Source organism: Exiguobacterium aestuarii, assembly GCF_020171655.1.
GTDB lineage: Bacteria > Bacillota > Bacilli > Exiguobacteriales > Exiguobacteriaceae > Exiguobacterium > Exiguobacterium aestuarii_A.
On record NZ_JAIVAC010000001.1, the window covers coordinates 564,512 to 582,670 of the forward strand.

Consider the following 18,159-nt stretch of genomic DNA (forward strand, 5'->3'; position numbering starts at 1 on the left):
GCGTGTACACTAAATACGTACAACGTACACATTTATTGACTTAGGGGGATTTGGGGAATGGAAAAGACATTTTTAATGGTTAAACCGGATGGGGTAAAACGTGGATTGATTGGGGAAATCATCTCACGCTTTGAAAACAAAGGATATACATTGAACCGTCTCGAAATGGTGACACCGTCAGTTGAGGTCGCAGAGGCACACTATGCAGAGCATAAAGAAAAGCCGTTCTTTGGTGAATTGGTTGAGTTTTTGACTTCTGGTCCGGTCGTCGCGATGGAATGGGAAGGGGAAGACATCGTAGCCGTCTCTCGTCTCATGATTGGGAAGACAAAGCCGCTTGATGCACAACCTGGAACGATTCGTGGTGATTTTGCATCGACGATGTCACAAAACGTAATTCATGGTTCTGATAGTGTGGATAGCGCGGAACGCGAATTGGCACTTTGGTTCGCAGGAGTTGCCTCACACGTTTCATGACTTTTCGAAGGGACGGGGAAACCTGTCCTTTTTTTGATTCCCTTTTAAAAGCTTGTGGTCAGAAGAAAGAGGAAATGAGAAAGAATTGAGGTTGAAATTGGTGATGAATGATTATGCCATCTTCGTAAAAAAGTTTTATATCAAGTCTGGAATTGACTTGAATTTATATAAAGAGGCGCAGATGAAGCGTCGGATGGTCGCCTTACGTGAAAAGAAGGGATACGCGTCGTTCCTTGAATACTTAAATGCGATGGATACAGATCGCCAGCTCTATGAAGAGTTCCTTGACAGAATGACGATTAACGTGAGTGAGTTTTATCGCAATCCGATACGTTGGCAACAGCTTGAGGAAGATATCCTGCCTCACCTAATTCGCTCGGGTCAAGGGAAACTCCGTGTGTGGAGTGCAGCGTGCTCGACAGGAGAGGAACCATACTCGCTCGCCATGTTATTGTCTAAACATCTGGCACCTTCTCAATTTTCCATTATGGCCACTGATTTAGATGACATTGTCATCGAAAAGGCGAAACAAGGGAAGTATCACGAACGTGCACTGATCGACTTGCCAGATGAGTTTAAAAACCGATACTTTACGCGTCGTGGAGACGACTATTTCATTTCGGATGAAATCAAACAACTCGTGACGTTTAAAAAACACAATCTACTAGCGGACGTGTATGAACGTAACTTTGATTTGATTGTTTGTCGAAACGTATTGATTTACTTTACGGAAGAAGCGAAAGAAAAAGTATATACGTCGTTTCAACGTGCCCTTCGTCCAGGAGGAATCTTGTTTGTCGGTGGAACCGAACAAATCTTCCAGCCGAAGCGTTACGGCTATGCGATGAAACAAAGCTTCTTTTACGAAAAAATAGATGGATGAGGTGAACAGATGCGCTATTTGACAGCTGGTGAATCACACGGTCCGGGACTGACGGTCATCATTGAAGGTGCCCCTGCCGGTCTCGCTATAGATATAGATCAAATAAACCTAGAGTTGAAAAAACGTCAGTCGGGATATGGACGAGGGCGTCGCATGCAAATCGAGTCAGATCAAGTAGATGTTCGTTCTGGTATACGTCACGGTAAAACGACAGGCGCACCAATCACATTCTGGATTGAGAATAAAGACCATACCCATTGGAAACACGTCATGCAAGCCGAGCCAATCGAAGATGATGTCGAAATCAAGCGCCGAGTCTCGCGACCGAGACCAGGGCATGCCGACTTGGTCGGTGGGATGAAGTATGACCATCGCGATTTGCGGGATGTTTTGGAACGTTCGAGCGCAAGGGAGACGGCGGCACGCGTCGCCGTCGGTGCCTTTTGTAAACAATTGCTTCAACAAGTCGGGGTGTCGCTCTTCAGTTACGTCAAAGTGATTGGTGGAGAACGGGCAGAGATACGTACGTTTGAATCGCTTCAAGAAGCAAAAGAAGTGATCGACGCCTCACCCGTTCGGACGCTTGACGAAGTAGCGGCTGAGCGGATGATGCGTCGCATCGATGAAGCCAAGGAAAATGGAGACTCGATTGGCGGCATCGTCTGTACAGAAGTCCATGGTGTCGTACCAGGTCTTGGTTCATATGTGCAGTACGACCGTAAATTAGATGCGAAAATCGCGCAGGCGGTCTTAAGTGTCAACGCATTTAAAGGTGTGGAGTTTGGAGATGGTTTTGAAATGGCATACCGTCCCGGTTCTGAAGTGATGGACCCGATTGCTTATGAAGACGAAGGATATACCCGACTCAGTAATCACCTCGGTGGCTTTGAAGGTGGGATGACAACGGGTATGCCGATTGTCTGTTCAGCCGTCATGAAACCAATCCCGACGCTCTATAAACCTCTTCAATCAGTCGATATTGATACGAAAGAGGCATTCCTCGCTCAGATCGAACGGAGCGATTCTTGTGCTGTCCCTGCAGCATCACTCGTCGTCGAGGCGGTCATCGCGTTTGAAATGGCGAAGGAAGTATGTGAGACGTTCGGTCATGATACGATGGATCGAATAAAACACCGAATCGATGAGTATCGAGAGGAGTTACGAGTATGGTGACTATTCCAATCGCGGCATCGACCCCGTATCAGGTTATCGTCGACGATCAAGATCGCTGGATGGAAACAAGTGATTGGTCACGTTACCCGATGCTTTGGGTCGTCACAGATGAACGGGTCGACGCACTTTACAGGGAATCGTTCCTTACAAAGTTGAAGCAAGTCCATCCATGCGTCGTCTCATCTGTCGTCAAGGCGGGTGATGCGTCGAAGTCGTTATCGCAACTCGAACAGCTCGTCACAGAAGGATTGAGACACGGATGCGACCGTCATACTCTGATTGTCGCTTTCGGTGGCGGGATGATTGGTGATTTGGCCGGTTTTTTAGCGAGTGTCTACATGCGTGGTGTGCCTTACATACAAGTCCCGACGACGATTTTAGCACACGATTCGGCTGTCGGTGGTAAAGTCGCCGTCAATCATCCGCTTGCGAAAAATGCGATCGGCTCATTCTATCAACCGATTGGTGTCTATTATAATGTTTCTCGACTTCATACCTTGCCGATCCAAGAAGTTCGGAGCGGTCTCGGTGAACTATTGAAACATGCGTATTTATCACGTTACGTCCTCGAATCCTCTTTCGAGGACGACTTGTTTTCCGCTCTTTCTGAACATCAGGAATTGGATTGGGTCACATGGCTCGCACGCGGCATTGAAGTGAAACGAGCAGTTGTCGAGAAAGATGAGCAAGAGCAAGGTATTCGCGCTTGGCTGAACTTCGGGCATACGTTCGGTCATGCGCTTGAGTCCGTCGAAGCGTACCGTATCCCTCACGGAGAAGCGGTGTTACATGGGATGGTGTTTGCCTTTTTACTATCGGGAGACGAGACACGGGCGAAACGATTGTTTGATTGGATTCGTCTGAACGATGTCACACCGATTGACTGGAAACCGTTCGAGCAATATGTCGAAAAAATGGTTCGGGATAAAAAGAATCGTCATGGCGAAATTCGGTTCGTCTTGCTCCGTGACACGATTGTCGTTGAATCTGTGCCGCTCGAGCACCTTGAACATACATTTGAACAGATGAAAGGATGGTGGGAATGATGAGTTTAAACGGTTCAATCCGTGTGCCGAGTGATAAGTCGATCACTCATCGTGCGCTTTTATTCGGCATGATGGCGACTGGGACGACGCGCGTCGTGCATCCACTTCTCGGGGCCGATTGTCGCTCTACGCTTGACATCATTCGATCACTCGGAGCAGAAGTGATTGAAAAACAAGACGAACTCCTCATCACGGGGATCGAGTCACCGCGTTCGGCAAGATTAGACTGCGGGAACTCAGGGACGACGATGCGCTTGTTGATTGGACTCTTATCGGGGTATGATGGGTCATTTGAACTCGTGGGAGATGAGTCATTGTCAAAACGTCCGATGCGACGTGTCAACGCACCACTCCGTGAAATGGGAGCGGACGTGAAAGGTGATCTGGCGCCGATCGTGATTGAAGGAAAAACGCTACAATCCATCGACTATACGTTACCGGTAGCGAGCGCCCAAGTGAAATCGGCTGTCCTCCTTGCCGGGTTACGTGCGGAAGGGACGACGATTGTTCGTGAACCGATATTGTCTAGAGACCATACTGAGCGAATGTTGCCGCTCTTTGGGGCGCAGCTCACTGTTGATGCGGAAAAAGGGGAACGAATCATTCGTGTCGAACCTTCTCGACTAAGCGGCGCGACGGTCGATGTACCGGCAGACCCTTCGTCGGCTGCCTTCTTCTGGGCAGGGGCGGCCATCGTGCCGAATAGCTCCGTCACGACGACGGACGTCTGTTTGAATGAGACGCGAATCGGATTTTTGCGGACGCTCGAACGGATGGGGGCACACGTCATCATCTCCAATGAACGAACCATCGGGGAGGAATTGGTCGGTGACGTCACGGTGACGACAAGTGAACTGTCTGGCACGGTCATAGAAGGGGATATGATCCCGTCACAAATCGATGAGTTGCCGTTATTCGCATTCGTCGCTTCACAGGCAAATTCTCCGTCAATCGTGAAAGACGCAGCGGAACTGAGAGTGAAGGAGACGGACCGGATTGATGTGGTCGTCTCGGAGTTGCGAAAATTGGGGGTGGACATCGTTGGAAAAGAGGATGGATTTATCGTAAAACCGAGTCGTCTTCATGGCGGAAACGTCTCGGCTCATGGTGACCATCGTCTGTCGATGATGTTACAAGTCGCTACACTCGTCACGGATGAAACGATCCAGATTGAAGGCATTGATGCGTCCGATGTCAGCTATCCCGGCTTCCGTCAAGATTTACAACAGATTCAACGTGAGATAGAATAACGACAAACCGAAGGCCAGGAGGACGAAACATGCTAGATGAAGCAGCATTAACACATATTATCGAGATGCTTGAATCAGGAGAGACTGAACATGCTCTTGCACATATAGAAGAACTTGAGAAAGATGGGTCGGATGATGATCGCTTAGCGATTGCTGATTTGTATTTAGAGCTTGGTCTTGCTGACCGAGCGACAGAAGTCCTTTCAAAATTGTACGTGGATTATGAAGGTGACCCAAACGTCGCCCTTTCACTTGCAGAGGCATATTTAGACAGTGACCGTGAAGAAGAGGCGATTGCTGTTTTAGAGAAGGTCAAGTCAGATGACGCGGAGACGCAAGTGAGAAGTCTCGTCTTATTAGCTGATTTGTATCAATCTCAGGGGCTCGATGAGGTAGCCGTGAAAAAATTGATGGAAGCTCTTGAAAAGAATCCAGACGAACCATTACTCATCTATGGGTTGGCGGAATTGTACGCATCAACGGGGTCGTTCGAGCAGGCCATCCCGCTCTATGCACGTTTACCTAAAATGAATTTGCCGTCCGAGATCGATTATCAAGCGGACTATGCGGAAGCACTCACAATGGTTGGGTCGTTCGAAGAAGCGCTCGACGAGTATGAAAAAGCAACACATCGTAATTTAAATACCGTCTTCGGACATGCGATGACAGCACATCGAATCGGTCGAGAGGAAGTTGCCATCAAGCAGTTTAAAGAGCTTCAGGCGATGGACCCGGACTTTACCTCGCTCTATCTTCCTTACACCGAAGCATTGGACGCGAATGGACAGACGGAAGAAGCGCTTGAAATCGTCGATCAAGGAATCACGCGCGACGACTATAATGACGAACTTCGTCACGTCAAAGCGAAATTGTTCCTCAAACTCGGTAATCGCGATGGGGCCGTTAAAGAGCTTCGAGAAGCACTCGTCTTGAATCCGGAATCACTACAAGCGACAGAATTGATCTTATCGATTTTATTCGAAGCAGGAGAAATCGATGACGTCCTCGAAACAATAGATGCACTCGAAGATCATACGACGTCCCCGCTGATGACTTGGTACAAGGCGAAGGCGAAATATGAGCTCGAGGAATATGACGAAGCTGTCAGTTTATATGCCTCGATTGAGCCGATGATGAAAGAGGACGTGTCATTTGTGACAGAATGGGCTACACTGTTGATAGAGGAAGGTCGTAGACAAGACGCGAGACGTGTGGTCGAGCAATCGCTTGCACTAGTGGTCGATCTTGAAGATCGCCAAGTGCTCGAAGACCAGCTCGAACAATTGTCTGATGACGTAGAATGATAAAGGGAAGGGAATGAGGTCAGATGGTCGAGCGGAAACGGAATTTTTTGAAGCGATTTGTCGCTCATCATACACTTCGGAAACGTGAAGCGAAATGGATTCTTGACTACTGGTTGAGACATCCGGATAAGCTTGGCAACGTTCATTTCGTAACAAACGCCTCGGTCTCGCCACGAAGTCTTGTGATGACGGCGTACGGATTTGACGGTGAACCGTTTCGATATCGACGGGGAGACCTTGTGACCATGAATCCTGAAAAGGCTTATCATGACATCCGTCTGCACGATGGGCCAATTTATGTGGAATTGAATTTTCAAGGCATGATGATTGATGAGAATTGGATTGACATCGTGGAGCAAAATCCGTTTGAACCGGTGGCGGAAGTGAAAGATGAAGTATCGTCTTCTGCTCAGACGGTCATTCAAGCTTCCGTTGCCCAATTCGAAGAAGAGCGTTTATTGATTGAAATCGATAAAGCACTCGACCGTCGGGACGAGAACTTATTCCGCAATTTGACGAGTCAACTCCACCAAGTACGGGAATCTAAATTATTTTGAAAAAAACAAGCGCTTCCGTTCCGGTTGGCGCTTGTTTTTTGGTATATTAATAACGTAGGAATACACAATTATTTCACAGTTCGTTCATAAGTTTGAAACGTGAACGAAGTCATGTACGATACAATAGACATGATGAGATAAGTTGGAGAGGAGGGAAAAGATGAGGTTCGATAGTCAAGGGGCACTGCGCTCGATTGCCGAACGACAATACGTCGATACGCTCATCGTTCCGCTCGCAGAATTGGCGTTTGGTGAGGATATGGTTCGTAAAGCCGAAAGCTATGAAGTCATTCATGCTGTCACGGTCGAGACAGAACGTCAATTATCTGGTCGGACGATGCTCAGCCCAACGCTCAGTTACACCGATGTGGAAGCTGGTGTGGAACTGGTGAAAGATGTGGTGGCAAAAGCGGAATCATCCGGTTTTTCTCACGTTTTGTTTATTGCGTCAGACGTCCGTTTCAAGCCATATGATTTGCCGATTTTGTTCGTACCACCGCTTGCGCTAGGAGCGATGTCGAGCGATCAGGCGCACACGATGGTTCAAAATTTTGCGACACAAGTTATCACGGAACTTTCGAGCCGTTGGATGGCGACATGAAGCGGTTGACGTAGAGGTTTTATTGATATACTATTTTGTTGAGTGAGAAATTTTTGTGAAGAATGCATAAAGAATTATGGGGTTATGCACACGAATGAGGGGGGAACGAAATGGCTCAAAATGGGTCAAAAGTCACGCGCCGTCAGTTCTTAACGTACACACTGACTGGAGTAGGTGGCTTTATGGCGGCAACATTGATCAGTCCGATGGTCAACTTTGCGATTGATCCGGTTTTGAAAAAATCTGGAGCAGGCGACAAAGTAAAAGTAATGAGTCTTGATGACATCACGACTGAGCCGCAACGTGTCGACTTTAAGAAACAAACACAAGATGCTTGGTACGAATTTGAAGAAACGCTCTCAGCATGGGTATACAAAACAGAAAGTGGCGAAATCATCGCACTCTCTCCGATTTGTACACACCTCGGCTGTCAGGTAGCTTTTGCGGGTGATCCGACTCGTCCACAAGAATTTTTCTGTCCGTGTCACTTAGGACGTTACGAAAAAGATGGAACGAACATTCCGGGTACACCACCAACAGCACCACTTGCACGTTATGAAAAAGAAGAAAAAGATGGCTTCCTATACCTAGGTAGCCCAATTTCACAGAAGTGAGAGGGGGACTAGTCGATGTTACAAAAAATTTATGATTGGGTCGATGAGCGCGTAGACATCACACCGCTCTGGCGCGATATCGCAGACCACGAAGTACCAGAACACGTCAACCCTGCCCATCACTTCTCTGCATTTGTCTATTGTTTTGGTGGTTTGACGTTCTTTACAATCGTCATCCAAATCCTTTCAGGGATGTTCTTGACGATGTACTATGTACCAGATATCATCAACGCGCACGCGTCGGTATACTATTTGCAAAATGAAATCGCACACGGACAAATCGTTCGTGGGATGCACCACTGGGGCGCATCCGTTGCAATCGTCATGTTATTCTTACATACGCTCCGCGTGTTCTTCACGGGATCGTATAAGAAGCCACGTGAGCTTAACTGGGTCGTCGGTGTTCTCTTGTTCTTCGTCGTCTTGGCGCTTGGACTCACAGGATACTTGCTTCCATGGGACATGAAAGCATTGTTCGCAACGAAAGTTACGCTTCAAATCGCTGAAAGTGTACCGGTCATCGGTGGTATTGCGAAGACACTTCTCGCCGGTGGTGAGATTGTCGGGGCGAGCACGCTCGCACGATTCTTCGCCATCCACGTCTTCTTCTTACCGGCGGCATTGTTCGGACTATTGGGAGCCCACTTCTTGATGATTCGTAAACAAGGGGTTTCTGGACCGCTATAAGCCGATTCGAGGAGAAAAAGGAGGAGAAACGATATGCATCGCGGTAAAGGGATGAAATTTGTAACCGACTCTCGAGTAGGAATCTCGAATCGGAAACAAAACATTGCAAAAGACTATTCAGAATACCCAGGACGCACAGAGGCGTTTTGGCCGAACTTCTTGCTTAAAGAGTGGATGGTAGGGTCGGTCTTCTTGATCGGCTTCATCGCTTTGACAATCGTCGAAGCACCACCGCTTCAAAATATCGCCGATCCAACGAACACGTCATACATTCCATTACCGGACTGGTATTTCTTGTTCTTGTATCAATTACTCAAATATCAATTCGCTGCAGGAGACTGGATCTTGCTTGGTACGGTCATCATTCCAGGTTTGGCGTTCACGGCACTTCTCATCGCACCTTGGCTTGACCAAGGTCTCGAGCGTCGTCCGGCGAAACGTCCAGTCGCCATCAGTTTCATGTTGCTCGGTATTCTCTCGGTCTTCTACTTGACTTGGGAATCTGTTCAAACGACACACTGGGATCAAGTCCACGCTCAAGGTGAACTTCAAATTCCAGGTGAAGGTCCTGAAATTGATACAGCTGCACCAGGATATGAGATTTATTCAGCTCAATCTTGTGTGAACTGCCACGGTCAAAACCTAGAAGGTGGAGCAGCAGCTCCAGCACTCGTCGGAACACAGTACACAGCTGAAGAGATTGCGGATATCGCTGTAAACGGGATTGGGACGATGCCTGCTGGTCAGTGGGACGGCTCACCTGAAGATTTACAAGTACTATCTGAATTCATCGCTTCATATGGTGAGGGCGGCGAAAATAACGAGTAAGCCATAAAGTGTAGCCTGAGAAACCAGGCTACACTTTTTTACTTATGTATTCGTATTGCGATAAACTGAAGAAAAAAGGATTGAGAACATGAACCCGACGTTTTTAAACACTTTCTTAATGAATCGAATCGTACTGACGCTATTATTTGTGATCAACTTAGGCGGTACGATTTACGGTTATATTTGGTATGAGCCTCAGCTGCGGGACACACCATACGTCTATTGGCCGTTTGTCCCGGACAGCCCGACAGCATCCCTCTTCTTTACAATCGTCCTCGGATTATGGATCGTGAATAAGCGTTCACCATTATTCGAGACGCTTGCATTCATTACCTTAATCAAATACGGGGTCTGGGCCGTCATCATGAATATCATGTTTTTAGGGACGTTACCCGTGGATGCACCGACCATCACCATCTTAATGGCGGTCATGTTGATGGTTTCTCATGGAGCGATGGCGCTTCAAGCACTGATCTACGCACCTTTTATGAAGTGGACCATTACATCGTTTGTCTGTACATTGATTTGGGTAATTCATAATGACGTAGTTGATTATGTGCTCGGTCAATGGCCTCGCTATCCGTCACTCGCGGAACATATCATGTGGATCGGCTACGGCTCGTTTTGGTTAACGGGATTATGTTTTTTTATGGGATATGCGTTCGTCCTACGCCCTTCGCTTGAAAATAAGTTCATAAGAATGTAAAATCAAATTATCAAATACACGCAGAGGTGAAATAGAAAATGTCATTAGGTGGCTATATTTTCTATCTTGCACTGATTATGCTCATCCCCTTATGGGCCCAGATGCGAGTGAAAAGCACGTACAAACAGTTTTTAAAACAGCCGCTTCAAAGCGGTGTCACCGGCGCACAAGTCGCTGATTTCATCATGAAACAAAACGGTGTCCACAACGTACGAATCGAGATGGTCGATGGACTCATGAGCGACCACTATGATCCGGTCAATAAGGTCGTCCGTCTCTCTCGTGAAGTGTATCAAGGTTCGACGATTTCGTCGGCAGCCATCGCGGCCCACGAGATCGGTCACGTCATTCAAGATGCGACCGACTACAAGATGATGCGCGTTCGACATAGCCTCGTTCCAGTTGTCAACATCACGTCGAACTTGTCGTTCCCATTGTTACTCGGTGGTTTCTTGTTCGGTGCACTCGGATTGGCACAACTCGGTGTCATCATGATGCTCGGTGCGGTCGTGTTCCAATTGATCACGCTCCCGGTCGAGTTCGATGCGTCGAAACGAGCGATGGCTCAGTTGACGTCACACGGCATCGTGACGGCGACAGAAGAGTCTGGCGCACGGAAAGTATTGAATGCCGCAGCATGGACGTATGTGGCTGCAACACTCGTAGCCGTTGCCGAACTCATCCGTTTGGCGCTCATCGTCTTCATGCCACGTGAGGAATAGAACGAAATCCCGTCAAGAATCGGCGGGATTTTTTTATTTTTTGATGAAAGGAAATGTTGTTGATGAAACCGCAACTGACAGAGTACGGTCATGAGCAATTGAAAAATAAACTAGCCATGTTAAGACAGGCTCGGACAGATGCGCGTGAACGTATACGTACAGCGCGGAAATTTTGTGATTTTCGAGAAGATGTCACCTATACTGAGGCGGTACGGGAATATGAGCGGGTAGAGGCGGATATTCAAGACCTTGAGCGCCTGCTTGCCGACGTGACAATCGTCGAATCCGAACAGTCAGAAGTCGTGACATTCGGGAATCGGGTCGTGATTCGTGAAGGCGACGAGGATACCGAGAGTTATCGAATCGTGAGTGAGGCAGAAGCGGATCTAGAACGAGGAAGCATTTCGATGACATCACCACTCGGTCTTAGTTTGATGGGGGCGACAATTGGTCAAACGATTCAAATCGAAACGCCAGGAGGCACGATTCAAGTTGAGGTGCTCAACATTGAGCCATAAAAAATCGCCCGTTCATTCCTGTGAACGAGGCGATTTTTTGCTTATTTCAGCGGCATTCGATTCTCATCGAACGTAAAGCCTTCTCCGCCCACTTCATAGACGTGATGGAATGTGACGAACGCATGGGGATCGATCTGTTTGACGATCGTCTTCAAGCGATTCACTTCATTTCGCCCGACGACGACGTACAGCACTTCAAGTTCACGGTTCGAATAGCCACCTTTGGCAAGTAGTCTTGTCGTGCCGCGATTCATCGTCGCATGAATACCGTCGGCGATGGCAGTCCGGTGGTCGCTGATGATCATCGCCGCCTTACCGGCATACGTTCCTTCTTGCATTGAGTCGATGACACGTGCCCCGATGTAAACGGCGAGAAGCGTATACATCGCCTCGCGGATATCGAGATACGTCAAACTGAGAACGATGACAAAGAAGTCAAAGATGAGGAACGTCTTTCCGATCGACCAGCCGATATAGCGTTGTACGAGTCGCGCGATGATATCGACGCCACCAGTCGTTCCGCCATTGTTAAAGATGATTCCGAGTCCGACTCCGATAAAGAGACCGGCAAACAAACTTGCGAGCACCATGTCATCCGTTAGGTCGATGACGAGTGTAGAATATTTAGCGATGAGTGCATACCAAAGTGAAAATGAGAACGTCCCGATAAGTGTATAGACGAAAGTCGTTCGCCCTAACAACTTATAACTCATGAAAAAGAGTGGGATATTTAACGCCAAGTTCGTGATGGAAGGCGAGATATCAAAGAGACCCCGAAGAATCAAGGTGATCCCGGTGAACCCCCCCTCTGCCAAGTTGTTTTGGACGTTGAAGTGATAAACGCCGAATGCAAAAATAAAAGAACCTATTAAGATGAAAATAATATTTCGAACACGAATCGGTAATTGTACCGTCATTAGGTTCACCTCCCCTTAGATAGAGTACTCGAAAAACAGTTCGATTGACTACCCTGAACATATGACATTCAGAAACGAGTCGGCTATACTTTTCAAAGAAGAGGTGATGTAAATGAAAGTAGTAGCCATCGGGGCACATCCAGATGATATCGAGATTGGGATTGCAGGGATGACCGCCCAATGGACGAAAGAGAAGATTGAGGTCGTATACGTCGATTTGACGAGAGCGGAACTTTCTTCAAATGGTGATGTAGAAACGAGACAACAAGAAGCCAGTATGGCAGATGACGTGCTTGGTGTCCGTCGAATCAATCTCGGATTTAAAGACCGGGGAATTGACGGGGGAGAAGAACAGCTCAAGGCAATCGTCTCCTTGATTCGACGTGAGCGTCCAACGCACTTATTGTATCCATATGAAGTCGACCGCCATCCCGACCATGCGGCATGCGCTTATCTCGTGACAGAGGCGTTATTCAACGCGGGTATTCGAAAATATTTACCGGAGCTTCCGGCATATCGACCAGAAAGTGTGTATCAATATATGATCAATGCACATGTCGAGCCGGATGTATGCGTTGATATTAGTGACACGATTGAAGTGAAGACACGGGCACTCCAATGTTACGCTAGCCAGTTCACTCCAGTCGATGGGGTGAAAACACCGCTCACCGATGCATACGTGGAACGGGTCATTGCCCGTGAACGCCATTTTGGGAGTTTGATTGGCGTGTCGTATGCGGAAGGGTTGAAACGGGTGCGACCGTATGTCGTCAAACGGGCAGGTGAGCTCACATGACGTATCGAATCGGAATTCTTTGTTATCCATCTGTCGGTGGTTCGGGGATTTTAGCGACGGAACTCGGCATGAAGCTTGCGGACCGAGGACATGACGTTCATTTCATTACGAGTAGTATGCCGTTTCGTTTGAACGCCTATCATCCGAATATCACGTTCCACCAAGTCGAAATCAACCAATATTCAGTCTTTCGCTATCCACCGTACGATATGACACTCTCCGCGAAAATTGCGAGTGTCATCCAGTCGTTCGGGCTCGATGTCATTCATGCGCATTATGCCGTACCACATGCCGTGTGTGCCGCGCTCGGTCGGGAGATGGCCGGTGTGAAGACGCCGATCGTCTCGACGCTACACGGAACCGATATCACCGTTCTCGGTGAGGATGAGGAATTGAAACCGGCGATTTTATATGGGTTGCGCCAATCCAACGCGATTACTGCCGTCTCGCACAGTTTGAAACGGGAGACGGAGGAGCGGATTGCTAGCAATTTGCCGATTCAAGTCATTCACAACTTTATTGATGAATCGGTGTACACTCCACAATTCGACCCAACCTTACGGGAACGATACGGCTTGACGATAGACGACCGGGTCGTGATCCATATTTCAAACTTCCGTCCCGTCAAACGCGTCGACCTCGTCCTCGAGGCGTTCGACAAGATGGACGTTCCAAATAAAAAACTGTTACTCGTCGGAGACGGCCCGCTCATGGGTGCCATGCGCCGCCTCGTGACGGAGATGGGTCTTGAAGATCAAGTCATCTTTGCCGGGAAACAAGAGCAAGTCGCTGCACTGCTCTCCATTAGTGACGTCCATGTTCTCTTATCAGACAAAGAGGCGTTCGGACTTGTGGCACTCGAGGCGATGGCAACGGGAGTCCCGTCGGTCGTCAGTGACGCCGGCGGACTACCTGAAGTGATCACGGACGGTGAGGACGGGTTCGTCGTTCCACGAGGCGATGCAATGAAAGCCGCTATGGCCATGCAACAGCTGTTGACAGACGCAACGTTACAGGAGCGTTTCAGACAAAACGGGTTGGTGAAATCGAAACGATTCGCCTCACAAGACATCGTGACACAATATGAACGCTTGTATGAACAGGTGGTGACATCATGACAGAATGGGAGTATGCAAAACAGATCATTGAGACGATTGAACGACATGGCGGCGAGGCGTATATCGTCGGTGGAGCCGTTCGGGACTATGTCCTTGGGAATTTGCCCGATGATATCGATTTGGCCACGTCCCTCTTCCCGGAAGAAGTGATGGCACTGTTCCCGAAATCGGTCCCGACCGGTATCGAACATGGAACGGTCACGGTCATCATCGACCATCATCCGTTCGAAGTGACGACATTCCGGTCGGAAGGATCATATTCAGATTCAAGACGTCCGGACCATGTCGCACTCGGTGTATCGCTCGAAGAAGACATGTTACGTCGTGACTTCACAATGAACGCGATGGCGTTTCATGACGGACAAGTCGTCGATTTATTCGGAGGGCAACACGATCTAGATGAACGCATCATTCGCACGGTCGGGAGTCCTTTCGAGCGGTTTGGTGAAGATGCCCTTCGCATCATGCGTGCGCTCCGTTTCATGTCTCAGCTCGACTTCACGTTACACGAAGAATTGCGTCACGCAGCGAGTTCACTTAGTCACAAACTTGAACAAATCGCAATGGAACGCATCGCAATCGAGTTTGAGAAATTGTTGACGGGACCGGCCTATCGAAAAGCGTTAGCAGAGATGGTCGAGCTCGGCATCCATCGTCATCTACCGAATGTGACGACCGAACTGATGCAACGGGTGCAACAAGATGATCGCACTCCAGTGAATGCGGTCAGTGGGTGGGCCATCTTCCTCTATCACGCAAAAGATGAGGCATGGCTACTGCCATGGAAACGATCGAATGCAATCAAGCGGGAGGCTCGAGTGCTTGCGCAGCTCTGTGAGACCGGACTCGATGTGATGACGGTTTACACGACGGATGAGCGGACTCTCTCGACTTATTTTAAAATGAATGGTGAACCAGACCGCAGTCGTGAACTGAAGGAGTCACTCCCAATCCAGTCCCGCCAAGAACTGAAATTCAATGGACGGGATGCGCTTGAACTCGGTGCGACAGGCGAGGCGATCAAGCATCTATTGCTTGATCTCGAACGACGTGTCATTTCACAAGAGATTCCGAATCACGGGACCGTATTAAAAGAGGAGGCGAGACGATGGCTTCAACGCGCGGGCGTGTCTTGACGTTATTACAAAATGGGGAAGTATGGAGCGGACAAGAATTGGCGCGCCAATTGAATATTTCACGTACCGCTATTTGGAAGCACATTGAAACGTTGAAGCAAGACGGATATGCGATCCATACAATCCCCCGTAAAGGATATCAACTGATTGAACAGAGTGACCGTCTGGATGAACCAGCATTTGTCTCATTCCGTAAAGGTCGATTCGGTCAGACGGTCCATGCGTATGAACAAGTCGATACGACACAACGAATCGCCCATGAATTGGCGCAACAGCATGTGTCGGAAGGAACGATTGTCATCAGTGAAGAACAGACTGCCGGACGAGGACAACTCGGTCGTCATTGGCATAACCCAAAACATGTCAATATTGCGGCGAGCATCATCTTAAGACCGGATTTGCCGATTCGAGATGCATCGAAACTCACGTTGATGGCAGCGAGTGCATTCGCACGGGCGCTCAACCATCAAAATCTTGATGTCATGATCAAGTGGCCGAATGATTTATTATTGAATGGGAAGAAAATCGGTGGCATTTTGACAGAGATGCAGACGGAGGGTGATCGGATTCAGGCTGTCATCCTAGGGTTCGGGATGAACGTCAATGGTGAGGAGATTCCAGACGAGTTAGCTCATCGGGCCACTTCTCTTTATCTAGAGACCGGAAAGCGATTCCGTCGAAGTGAACTGTTGGCTGAACTACTGGCTGAACTTGAAGTCGAATATGACCGATTCCTCGAAAGTGGTTTTGATCCAATCCGGATCAATTGGATGCAACATGCCGCCTACTTGAATGAAAAAGTCACGTTGAACGCTTCTCGTACTTCTCGTACAGGGGTCATGCGAGGGATTTCCGAAGAGGGCGCATTGCTTCTTGAAGAAGAAGGAAAGGTTGAACCCGTCTACTCTGCTGAGATTGCAGTGTGGAATGATTGATGAAAGCGAGACCATCGACTATACTTAATGTGTCGGACGCTATCAGTTTTTGAAGTGTACCGCGCTTGCAGACTGTCACAATCAGTTGTCTGCCTTGATCATTTTGACAGGGACAGAAGGACACTACTCATGAAAACCATGAAATTGTTTTTCGTGCGCCTTCTTGCCAACCGTGTAAGAAGGCGTTTATTCTTTCCTGTCTCCACGTTTAGGAGGAGAAACAGATGCACACGATGACTTCATTATTGAAAAAGATGAACGAGCAAGAAAAGCTCGTCATGTTGACGGCGTATGATTACCCGTCAGCCAAACTTGCCGAAGCGGCAGGGGTCGATTTGATTTTGGTCGGCGATTCTCTTGGGATGGTCGTCCTCGGGTATGACTCGACGATCCCGGTGACGACAGAAGATATGCTTCACCATTCGAAGGCAGTACGCCGTGGAGCGAAAAACACATTTGTCGTGGTGGATATGCCATTTGCGACATACCATGGTGATTTTGACCGAACACTTCAGGCTGCGTCCCGTCTCTTCCAAGAAGGACATGCGGATGCGATCAAACTAGAAGGTGCGGGTGAAGTTCTTCAGACGATTGAACGACTCACTCAAGTAGGAATGCCTTGTGTTGCCCATCTAGGGTTGACCCCGCAATCGGTCGGTGTGCTAGAAGGGTATAAAGTGCAAGGGAAATCCCTTGAGGCGGCAGAGACACTGCTTCAAGATAGCTTGGCTGCCGAACGTGCCGGTGCGAAAATGCTCGTCCTTGAGTGTGTACCGCATCAGTTGGCGAAACGAATCGCAGAAGAGTTGACGATTCCAGTTATCGGAATCGGTGCCGGGGCAGAGGTAGACGGACAAGTACTCGTCTATCATGACGTGTTGAAATATGGCGTGGACCGCTTACCGAAATTCGTTCAGGCATATGCCGACGTGAATGAAGTGGCGACAGATGCCATCCGCTCTTATGTGGAAGAGACGAAAACTGGACAATTCCCGCTTGAACGTCACACGTTCACGATGGATGAGTCATTGCTCGACTCGCTGTATGGAGGAAAATGATGAAGATTGTATCAACAGTTGAAGAGTTACGTCACACGTTGCCAACGGATCAAACGATTGGTTTTGTGCCAACGATGGGATATTTGCATGAAGGACATATGAGTCTCGTTGAGAACGCACGACGTGAGAATGACGTCGTTGTCATGAGTATTTTCGTTAATCCGACTCAGTTCGGTCCGAACGAAGACCTCGACCGATATCCTCGTGACTTCGAACGAGATGAAAAATTGGCACGAGAAGCCGGTGTCGATCTTCTCTTCTATCCGACGACGGAGACGATGTACCCGCTTGATATGGCGCGCGTCACTGTTCGCCAAGGGGCAAATGTCTTATGTGGGGCGAGTCGTCCCGGCCATTTTGATGGTGTGTTGACAATCGTCTCGAAATTATTTAACCTTGTTCAACCGACCCGTGCTTATTTCGGTCTGAAAGATGCCCAGCAAGTGGCACTCATCGAAGGGTACGTCCGAGACTATTTTGTCCCGGTCGAGATTCGACGCTGTCCGATTATTCGTGAGGAGACAGGACTAGCCAAATCTTCTCGGAACGTATATTTGTCAGACGTTGAAAAAGAAGAAGCGAGTCAAATCTTTAAAGCGTTGACGACAGCGAGAGAAACACTTGAGGCAGGTCATGATCTTGAACAAGTGAAGCAACGACTGATCGAACGATTACACGAGATTCCGAACAGTCAGATCGACTATGTCGAACTCGTTGACTACCCGACGCTTGCTGACGCTTCAAGCGATTCGAAAGAAATATTGATGGCGGTGGCCGTTCAGTTTGAGCGAGCCCGATTGATTGATAATGTGATTTGGAAGAAGGGATGAATC

At 48.4% G+C, this 18,159-nt stretch carries 21 protein-coding genes; 20 read left to right on the top strand and 1 reads right to left on the bottom strand.

From position 1 onward, the window contains the following. Nucleotides 1-57: 57 nt before the first annotated feature. The 14 genes from ndk to LCM29_RS02980 all read left to right on the top strand — a co-directional run bounded on the left by ndk (nucleotide 58) and on the right by LCM29_RS02980 (nucleotide 11,366). On the top strand, nucleotides 58-477 hold the full coding sequence (gene ndk / locus LCM29_RS02915; protein WP_214691868.1) for a nucleoside-diphosphate kinase: 420 nt from the start codon (nucleotides 58-60) through the stop codon (nucleotides 475-477). A gap of 103 nt (nucleotides 478-580) precedes the next feature. Continuing rightward, nucleotides 581-1,360 (top strand): CheR family methyltransferase, encoded by a 780-nt coding sequence (locus LCM29_RS02920; protein ID WP_224860728.1) that lies wholly within the window; start codon nucleotides 581-583, stop codon nucleotides 1,358-1,360. A gap of 9 nt (nucleotides 1,361-1,369) precedes the next feature. Beyond that, a complete protein-coding gene (gene aroC, locus LCM29_RS02925; protein WP_224860730.1) occupies nucleotides 1,370-2,533 on the top strand; it encodes a chorismate synthase in 1,164 nt (387 codons plus the stop codon). After that, entirely contained in the window at nucleotides 2,527-3,579 is a 1,053-nt protein-coding gene (locus LCM29_RS02930; RefSeq protein ID WP_224860732.1) for a 3-dehydroquinate synthase family protein, read from the top strand. The genes aroC and LCM29_RS02930 overlap by 7 nt, the downstream gene beginning before the upstream one ends. Beyond that, nucleotides 3,579-4,829: a 3-phosphoshikimate 1-carboxyvinyltransferase gene (aroA, locus tag LCM29_RS02935; RefSeq protein ID WP_224860734.1), complete on the top strand. Its 1,251-nt coding sequence runs from the start codon at nucleotides 3,579-3,581 to the stop codon at nucleotides 4,827-4,829. The genes LCM29_RS02930 and aroA overlap by 1 nt, the downstream gene beginning before the upstream one ends. 29 nt (nucleotides 4,830-4,858) lie before the next feature. Further along, complete coding sequence (locus LCM29_RS02940) at nucleotides 4,859-6,133, top strand: tetratricopeptide repeat protein (protein WP_224860736.1); 1,275 nt, start codon at nucleotides 4,859-4,861, stop codon at nucleotides 6,131-6,133. A 23-nt stretch (nucleotides 6,134-6,156) separates the two neighbouring features. Next, nucleotides 6,157-6,690 carry a ReoY family proteolytic degradation factor gene (locus tag LCM29_RS02945; RefSeq protein WP_214691878.1) on the top strand — a complete coding sequence of 178 codons (534 nt, stop codon included), beginning with the start codon at nucleotides 6,157-6,159 and terminating at the stop codon, nucleotides 6,688-6,690. A gap of 160 nt (nucleotides 6,691-6,850) precedes the next feature. Then, complete coding sequence (locus LCM29_RS02950) at nucleotides 6,851-7,291, top strand: DUF2487 family protein (protein WP_224860738.1); 441 nt, start codon at nucleotides 6,851-6,853, stop codon at nucleotides 7,289-7,291. A gap of 110 nt (nucleotides 7,292-7,401) precedes the next feature. Then, nucleotides 7,402-7,905, top strand: a complete 504-nt coding sequence (locus tag LCM29_RS02955; protein ID WP_214691882.1) for a ubiquinol-cytochrome c reductase iron-sulfur subunit — start codon at nucleotides 7,402-7,404, stop codon at nucleotides 7,903-7,905. Between the two features lie 15 nt (nucleotides 7,906-7,920). Then, on the top strand, nucleotides 7,921-8,592 hold the full coding sequence (gene qcrB / locus LCM29_RS02960) for a menaquinol-cytochrome c reductase cytochrome b subunit (protein ID WP_015881478.1): 672 nt from the start codon (nucleotides 7,921-7,923) through the stop codon (nucleotides 8,590-8,592). A gap of 33 nt (nucleotides 8,593-8,625) precedes the next feature. After that, complete coding sequence (locus tag LCM29_RS02965) at nucleotides 8,626-9,420, top strand: menaquinol-cytochrome c reductase cytochrome b/c subunit (protein WP_074034621.1); 795 nt, start codon at nucleotides 8,626-8,628, stop codon at nucleotides 9,418-9,420. Between the two features lie 88 nt (nucleotides 9,421-9,508). Further along, nucleotides 9,509-10,126, top strand: a complete 618-nt coding sequence (locus tag LCM29_RS02970) for a DUF1405 domain-containing protein (RefSeq protein WP_214691884.1) — start codon at nucleotides 9,509-9,511, stop codon at nucleotides 10,124-10,126. Nucleotides 10,127-10,164: 38 nt separating this feature from the next. After that, a complete protein-coding gene (locus tag LCM29_RS02975; protein ID WP_214745364.1) occupies nucleotides 10,165-10,848 on the top strand; it encodes a zinc metallopeptidase in 684 nt (227 codons plus the stop codon). A gap of 62 nt (nucleotides 10,849-10,910) precedes the next feature. Further along, nucleotides 10,911-11,366, top strand: a complete 456-nt coding sequence (locus tag LCM29_RS02980; protein WP_224860740.1) for a GreA/GreB family elongation factor — start codon at nucleotides 10,911-10,913, stop codon at nucleotides 11,364-11,366. 41 nt (nucleotides 11,367-11,407) lie between these two features. Here LCM29_RS02980 and LCM29_RS02985 read toward each other — a convergent pair whose 3' ends face one another. After that, nucleotides 11,408-12,283 carry a YitT family protein gene (locus LCM29_RS02985; protein ID WP_074034617.1) on the bottom strand — a complete coding sequence of 292 codons (876 nt, stop codon included), beginning with the start codon at nucleotides 12,281-12,283 and terminating at the stop codon, nucleotides 11,408-11,410. Nucleotides 12,284-12,395: 112 nt separating this feature from the next. On the opposite strand from LCM29_RS02985, the gene bshB1 reads away from it, so the two are divergent. The 6 genes from bshB1 to panC all read left to right on the top strand — a co-directional run bounded on the left by bshB1 (nucleotide 12,396) and on the right by panC (nucleotide 18,156). Further along, nucleotides 12,396-13,079 carry a bacillithiol biosynthesis deacetylase BshB1 gene (gene bshB1 / locus LCM29_RS02990; RefSeq protein ID WP_214745360.1) on the top strand — a complete coding sequence of 228 codons (684 nt, stop codon included), beginning with the start codon at nucleotides 12,396-12,398 and terminating at the stop codon, nucleotides 13,077-13,079. Next, complete coding sequence (gene bshA / locus LCM29_RS02995; protein ID WP_214783643.1) at nucleotides 13,076-14,197, top strand: N-acetyl-alpha-D-glucosaminyl L-malate synthase BshA; 1,122 nt, start codon at nucleotides 13,076-13,078, stop codon at nucleotides 14,195-14,197. Before bshB1 ends, bshA begins: the two co-directional genes overlap by 4 nt. Beyond that, complete coding sequence (locus LCM29_RS03000; protein WP_214745356.1) at nucleotides 14,194-15,333, top strand: CCA tRNA nucleotidyltransferase; 1,140 nt, start codon at nucleotides 14,194-14,196, stop codon at nucleotides 15,331-15,333. Before bshA ends, LCM29_RS03000 begins: the two co-directional genes overlap by 4 nt. Then, complete coding sequence (locus LCM29_RS03005; RefSeq protein WP_214691900.1) at nucleotides 15,306-16,268, top strand: biotin--[acetyl-CoA-carboxylase] ligase; 963 nt, start codon at nucleotides 15,306-15,308, stop codon at nucleotides 16,266-16,268. The genes LCM29_RS03000 and LCM29_RS03005 overlap by 28 nt, the downstream gene beginning before the upstream one ends. Nucleotides 16,269-16,492: 224 nt before the next feature. After that, a complete protein-coding gene (panB, locus tag LCM29_RS03010; protein ID WP_224860742.1) occupies nucleotides 16,493-17,326 on the top strand; it encodes a 3-methyl-2-oxobutanoate hydroxymethyltransferase in 834 nt (277 codons plus the stop codon). Then, entirely contained in the window at nucleotides 17,326-18,156 is an 831-nt protein-coding gene (gene panC / locus LCM29_RS03015; RefSeq protein WP_224860744.1) for a pantoate--beta-alanine ligase, read from the top strand. Before panB ends, panC begins: the two co-directional genes overlap by 1 nt. Nucleotides 18,157-18,159 lie beyond the last annotated feature (3 nt).

Bases quoted from the DNA above. Each gene is read 5' to 3' on its own strand.
- ndk (WP_214691868.1), top strand. From the start codon at position 58: ATGGAAAAGACATTTTTAATGGTTAAACCGGATGGGGTAAAACGTGGA.
- LCM29_RS02920 (WP_224860728.1), top strand. From the start codon at position 581: ATGAATGATTATGCCATCTTCGTAAAAAAGTTTTATATCAAGTCTGGA.
- aroC (WP_224860730.1), top strand. From the start codon at position 1,370: ATGCGCTATTTGACAGCTGGTGAATCACACGGTCCGGGACTGACGGTC.
- LCM29_RS02930 (WP_224860732.1), top strand. From the start codon at position 2,527: ATGGTGACTATTCCAATCGCGGCATCGACCCCGTATCAGGTTATCGTC.
- aroA (WP_224860734.1), top strand. From the start codon at position 3,579: ATGAGTTTAAACGGTTCAATCCGTGTGCCGAGTGATAAGTCGATCACT.
- LCM29_RS02940 (WP_224860736.1), top strand. From the start codon at position 4,859: ATGCTAGATGAAGCAGCATTAACACATATTATCGAGATGCTTGAATCA.
- LCM29_RS02945 (WP_214691878.1), top strand. From the start codon at position 6,157: ATGGTCGAGCGGAAACGGAATTTTTTGAAGCGATTTGTCGCTCATCAT.
- LCM29_RS02950 (WP_224860738.1), top strand. From the start codon at position 6,851: ATGAGGTTCGATAGTCAAGGGGCACTGCGCTCGATTGCCGAACGACAA.
- LCM29_RS02955 (WP_214691882.1), top strand. From the start codon at position 7,402: ATGGCTCAAAATGGGTCAAAAGTCACGCGCCGTCAGTTCTTAACGTAC.
- qcrB (WP_015881478.1), top strand. From the start codon at position 7,921: ATGTTACAAAAAATTTATGATTGGGTCGATGAGCGCGTAGACATCACA.
- LCM29_RS02965 (WP_074034621.1), top strand. From the start codon at position 8,626: ATGCATCGCGGTAAAGGGATGAAATTTGTAACCGACTCTCGAGTAGGA.
- LCM29_RS02970 (WP_214691884.1), top strand. From the start codon at position 9,509: ATGAACCCGACGTTTTTAAACACTTTCTTAATGAATCGAATCGTACTG.
- LCM29_RS02975 (WP_214745364.1), top strand. From the start codon at position 10,165: ATGTCATTAGGTGGCTATATTTTCTATCTTGCACTGATTATGCTCATC.
- LCM29_RS02980 (WP_224860740.1), top strand. From the start codon at position 10,911: ATGAAACCGCAACTGACAGAGTACGGTCATGAGCAATTGAAAAATAAA.
- LCM29_RS02985 (WP_074034617.1), bottom strand. From the start codon at position 12,283: ATGACGGTACAATTACCGATTCGTGTTCGAAATATTATTTTCATCTTA.
- bshB1 (WP_214745360.1), top strand. From the start codon at position 12,396: ATGAAAGTAGTAGCCATCGGGGCACATCCAGATGATATCGAGATTGGG.
- bshA (WP_214783643.1), top strand. From the start codon at position 13,076: ATGACGTATCGAATCGGAATTCTTTGTTATCCATCTGTCGGTGGTTCG.
- LCM29_RS03000 (WP_214745356.1), top strand. From the start codon at position 14,194: ATGACAGAATGGGAGTATGCAAAACAGATCATTGAGACGATTGAACGA.
- LCM29_RS03005 (WP_214691900.1), top strand. From the start codon at position 15,306: ATGGCTTCAACGCGCGGGCGTGTCTTGACGTTATTACAAAATGGGGAA.
- panB (WP_224860742.1), top strand. From the start codon at position 16,493: ATGCACACGATGACTTCATTATTGAAAAAGATGAACGAGCAAGAAAAG.
- panC (WP_224860744.1), top strand. From the start codon at position 17,326: ATGAAGATTGTATCAACAGTTGAAGAGTTACGTCACACGTTGCCAACG.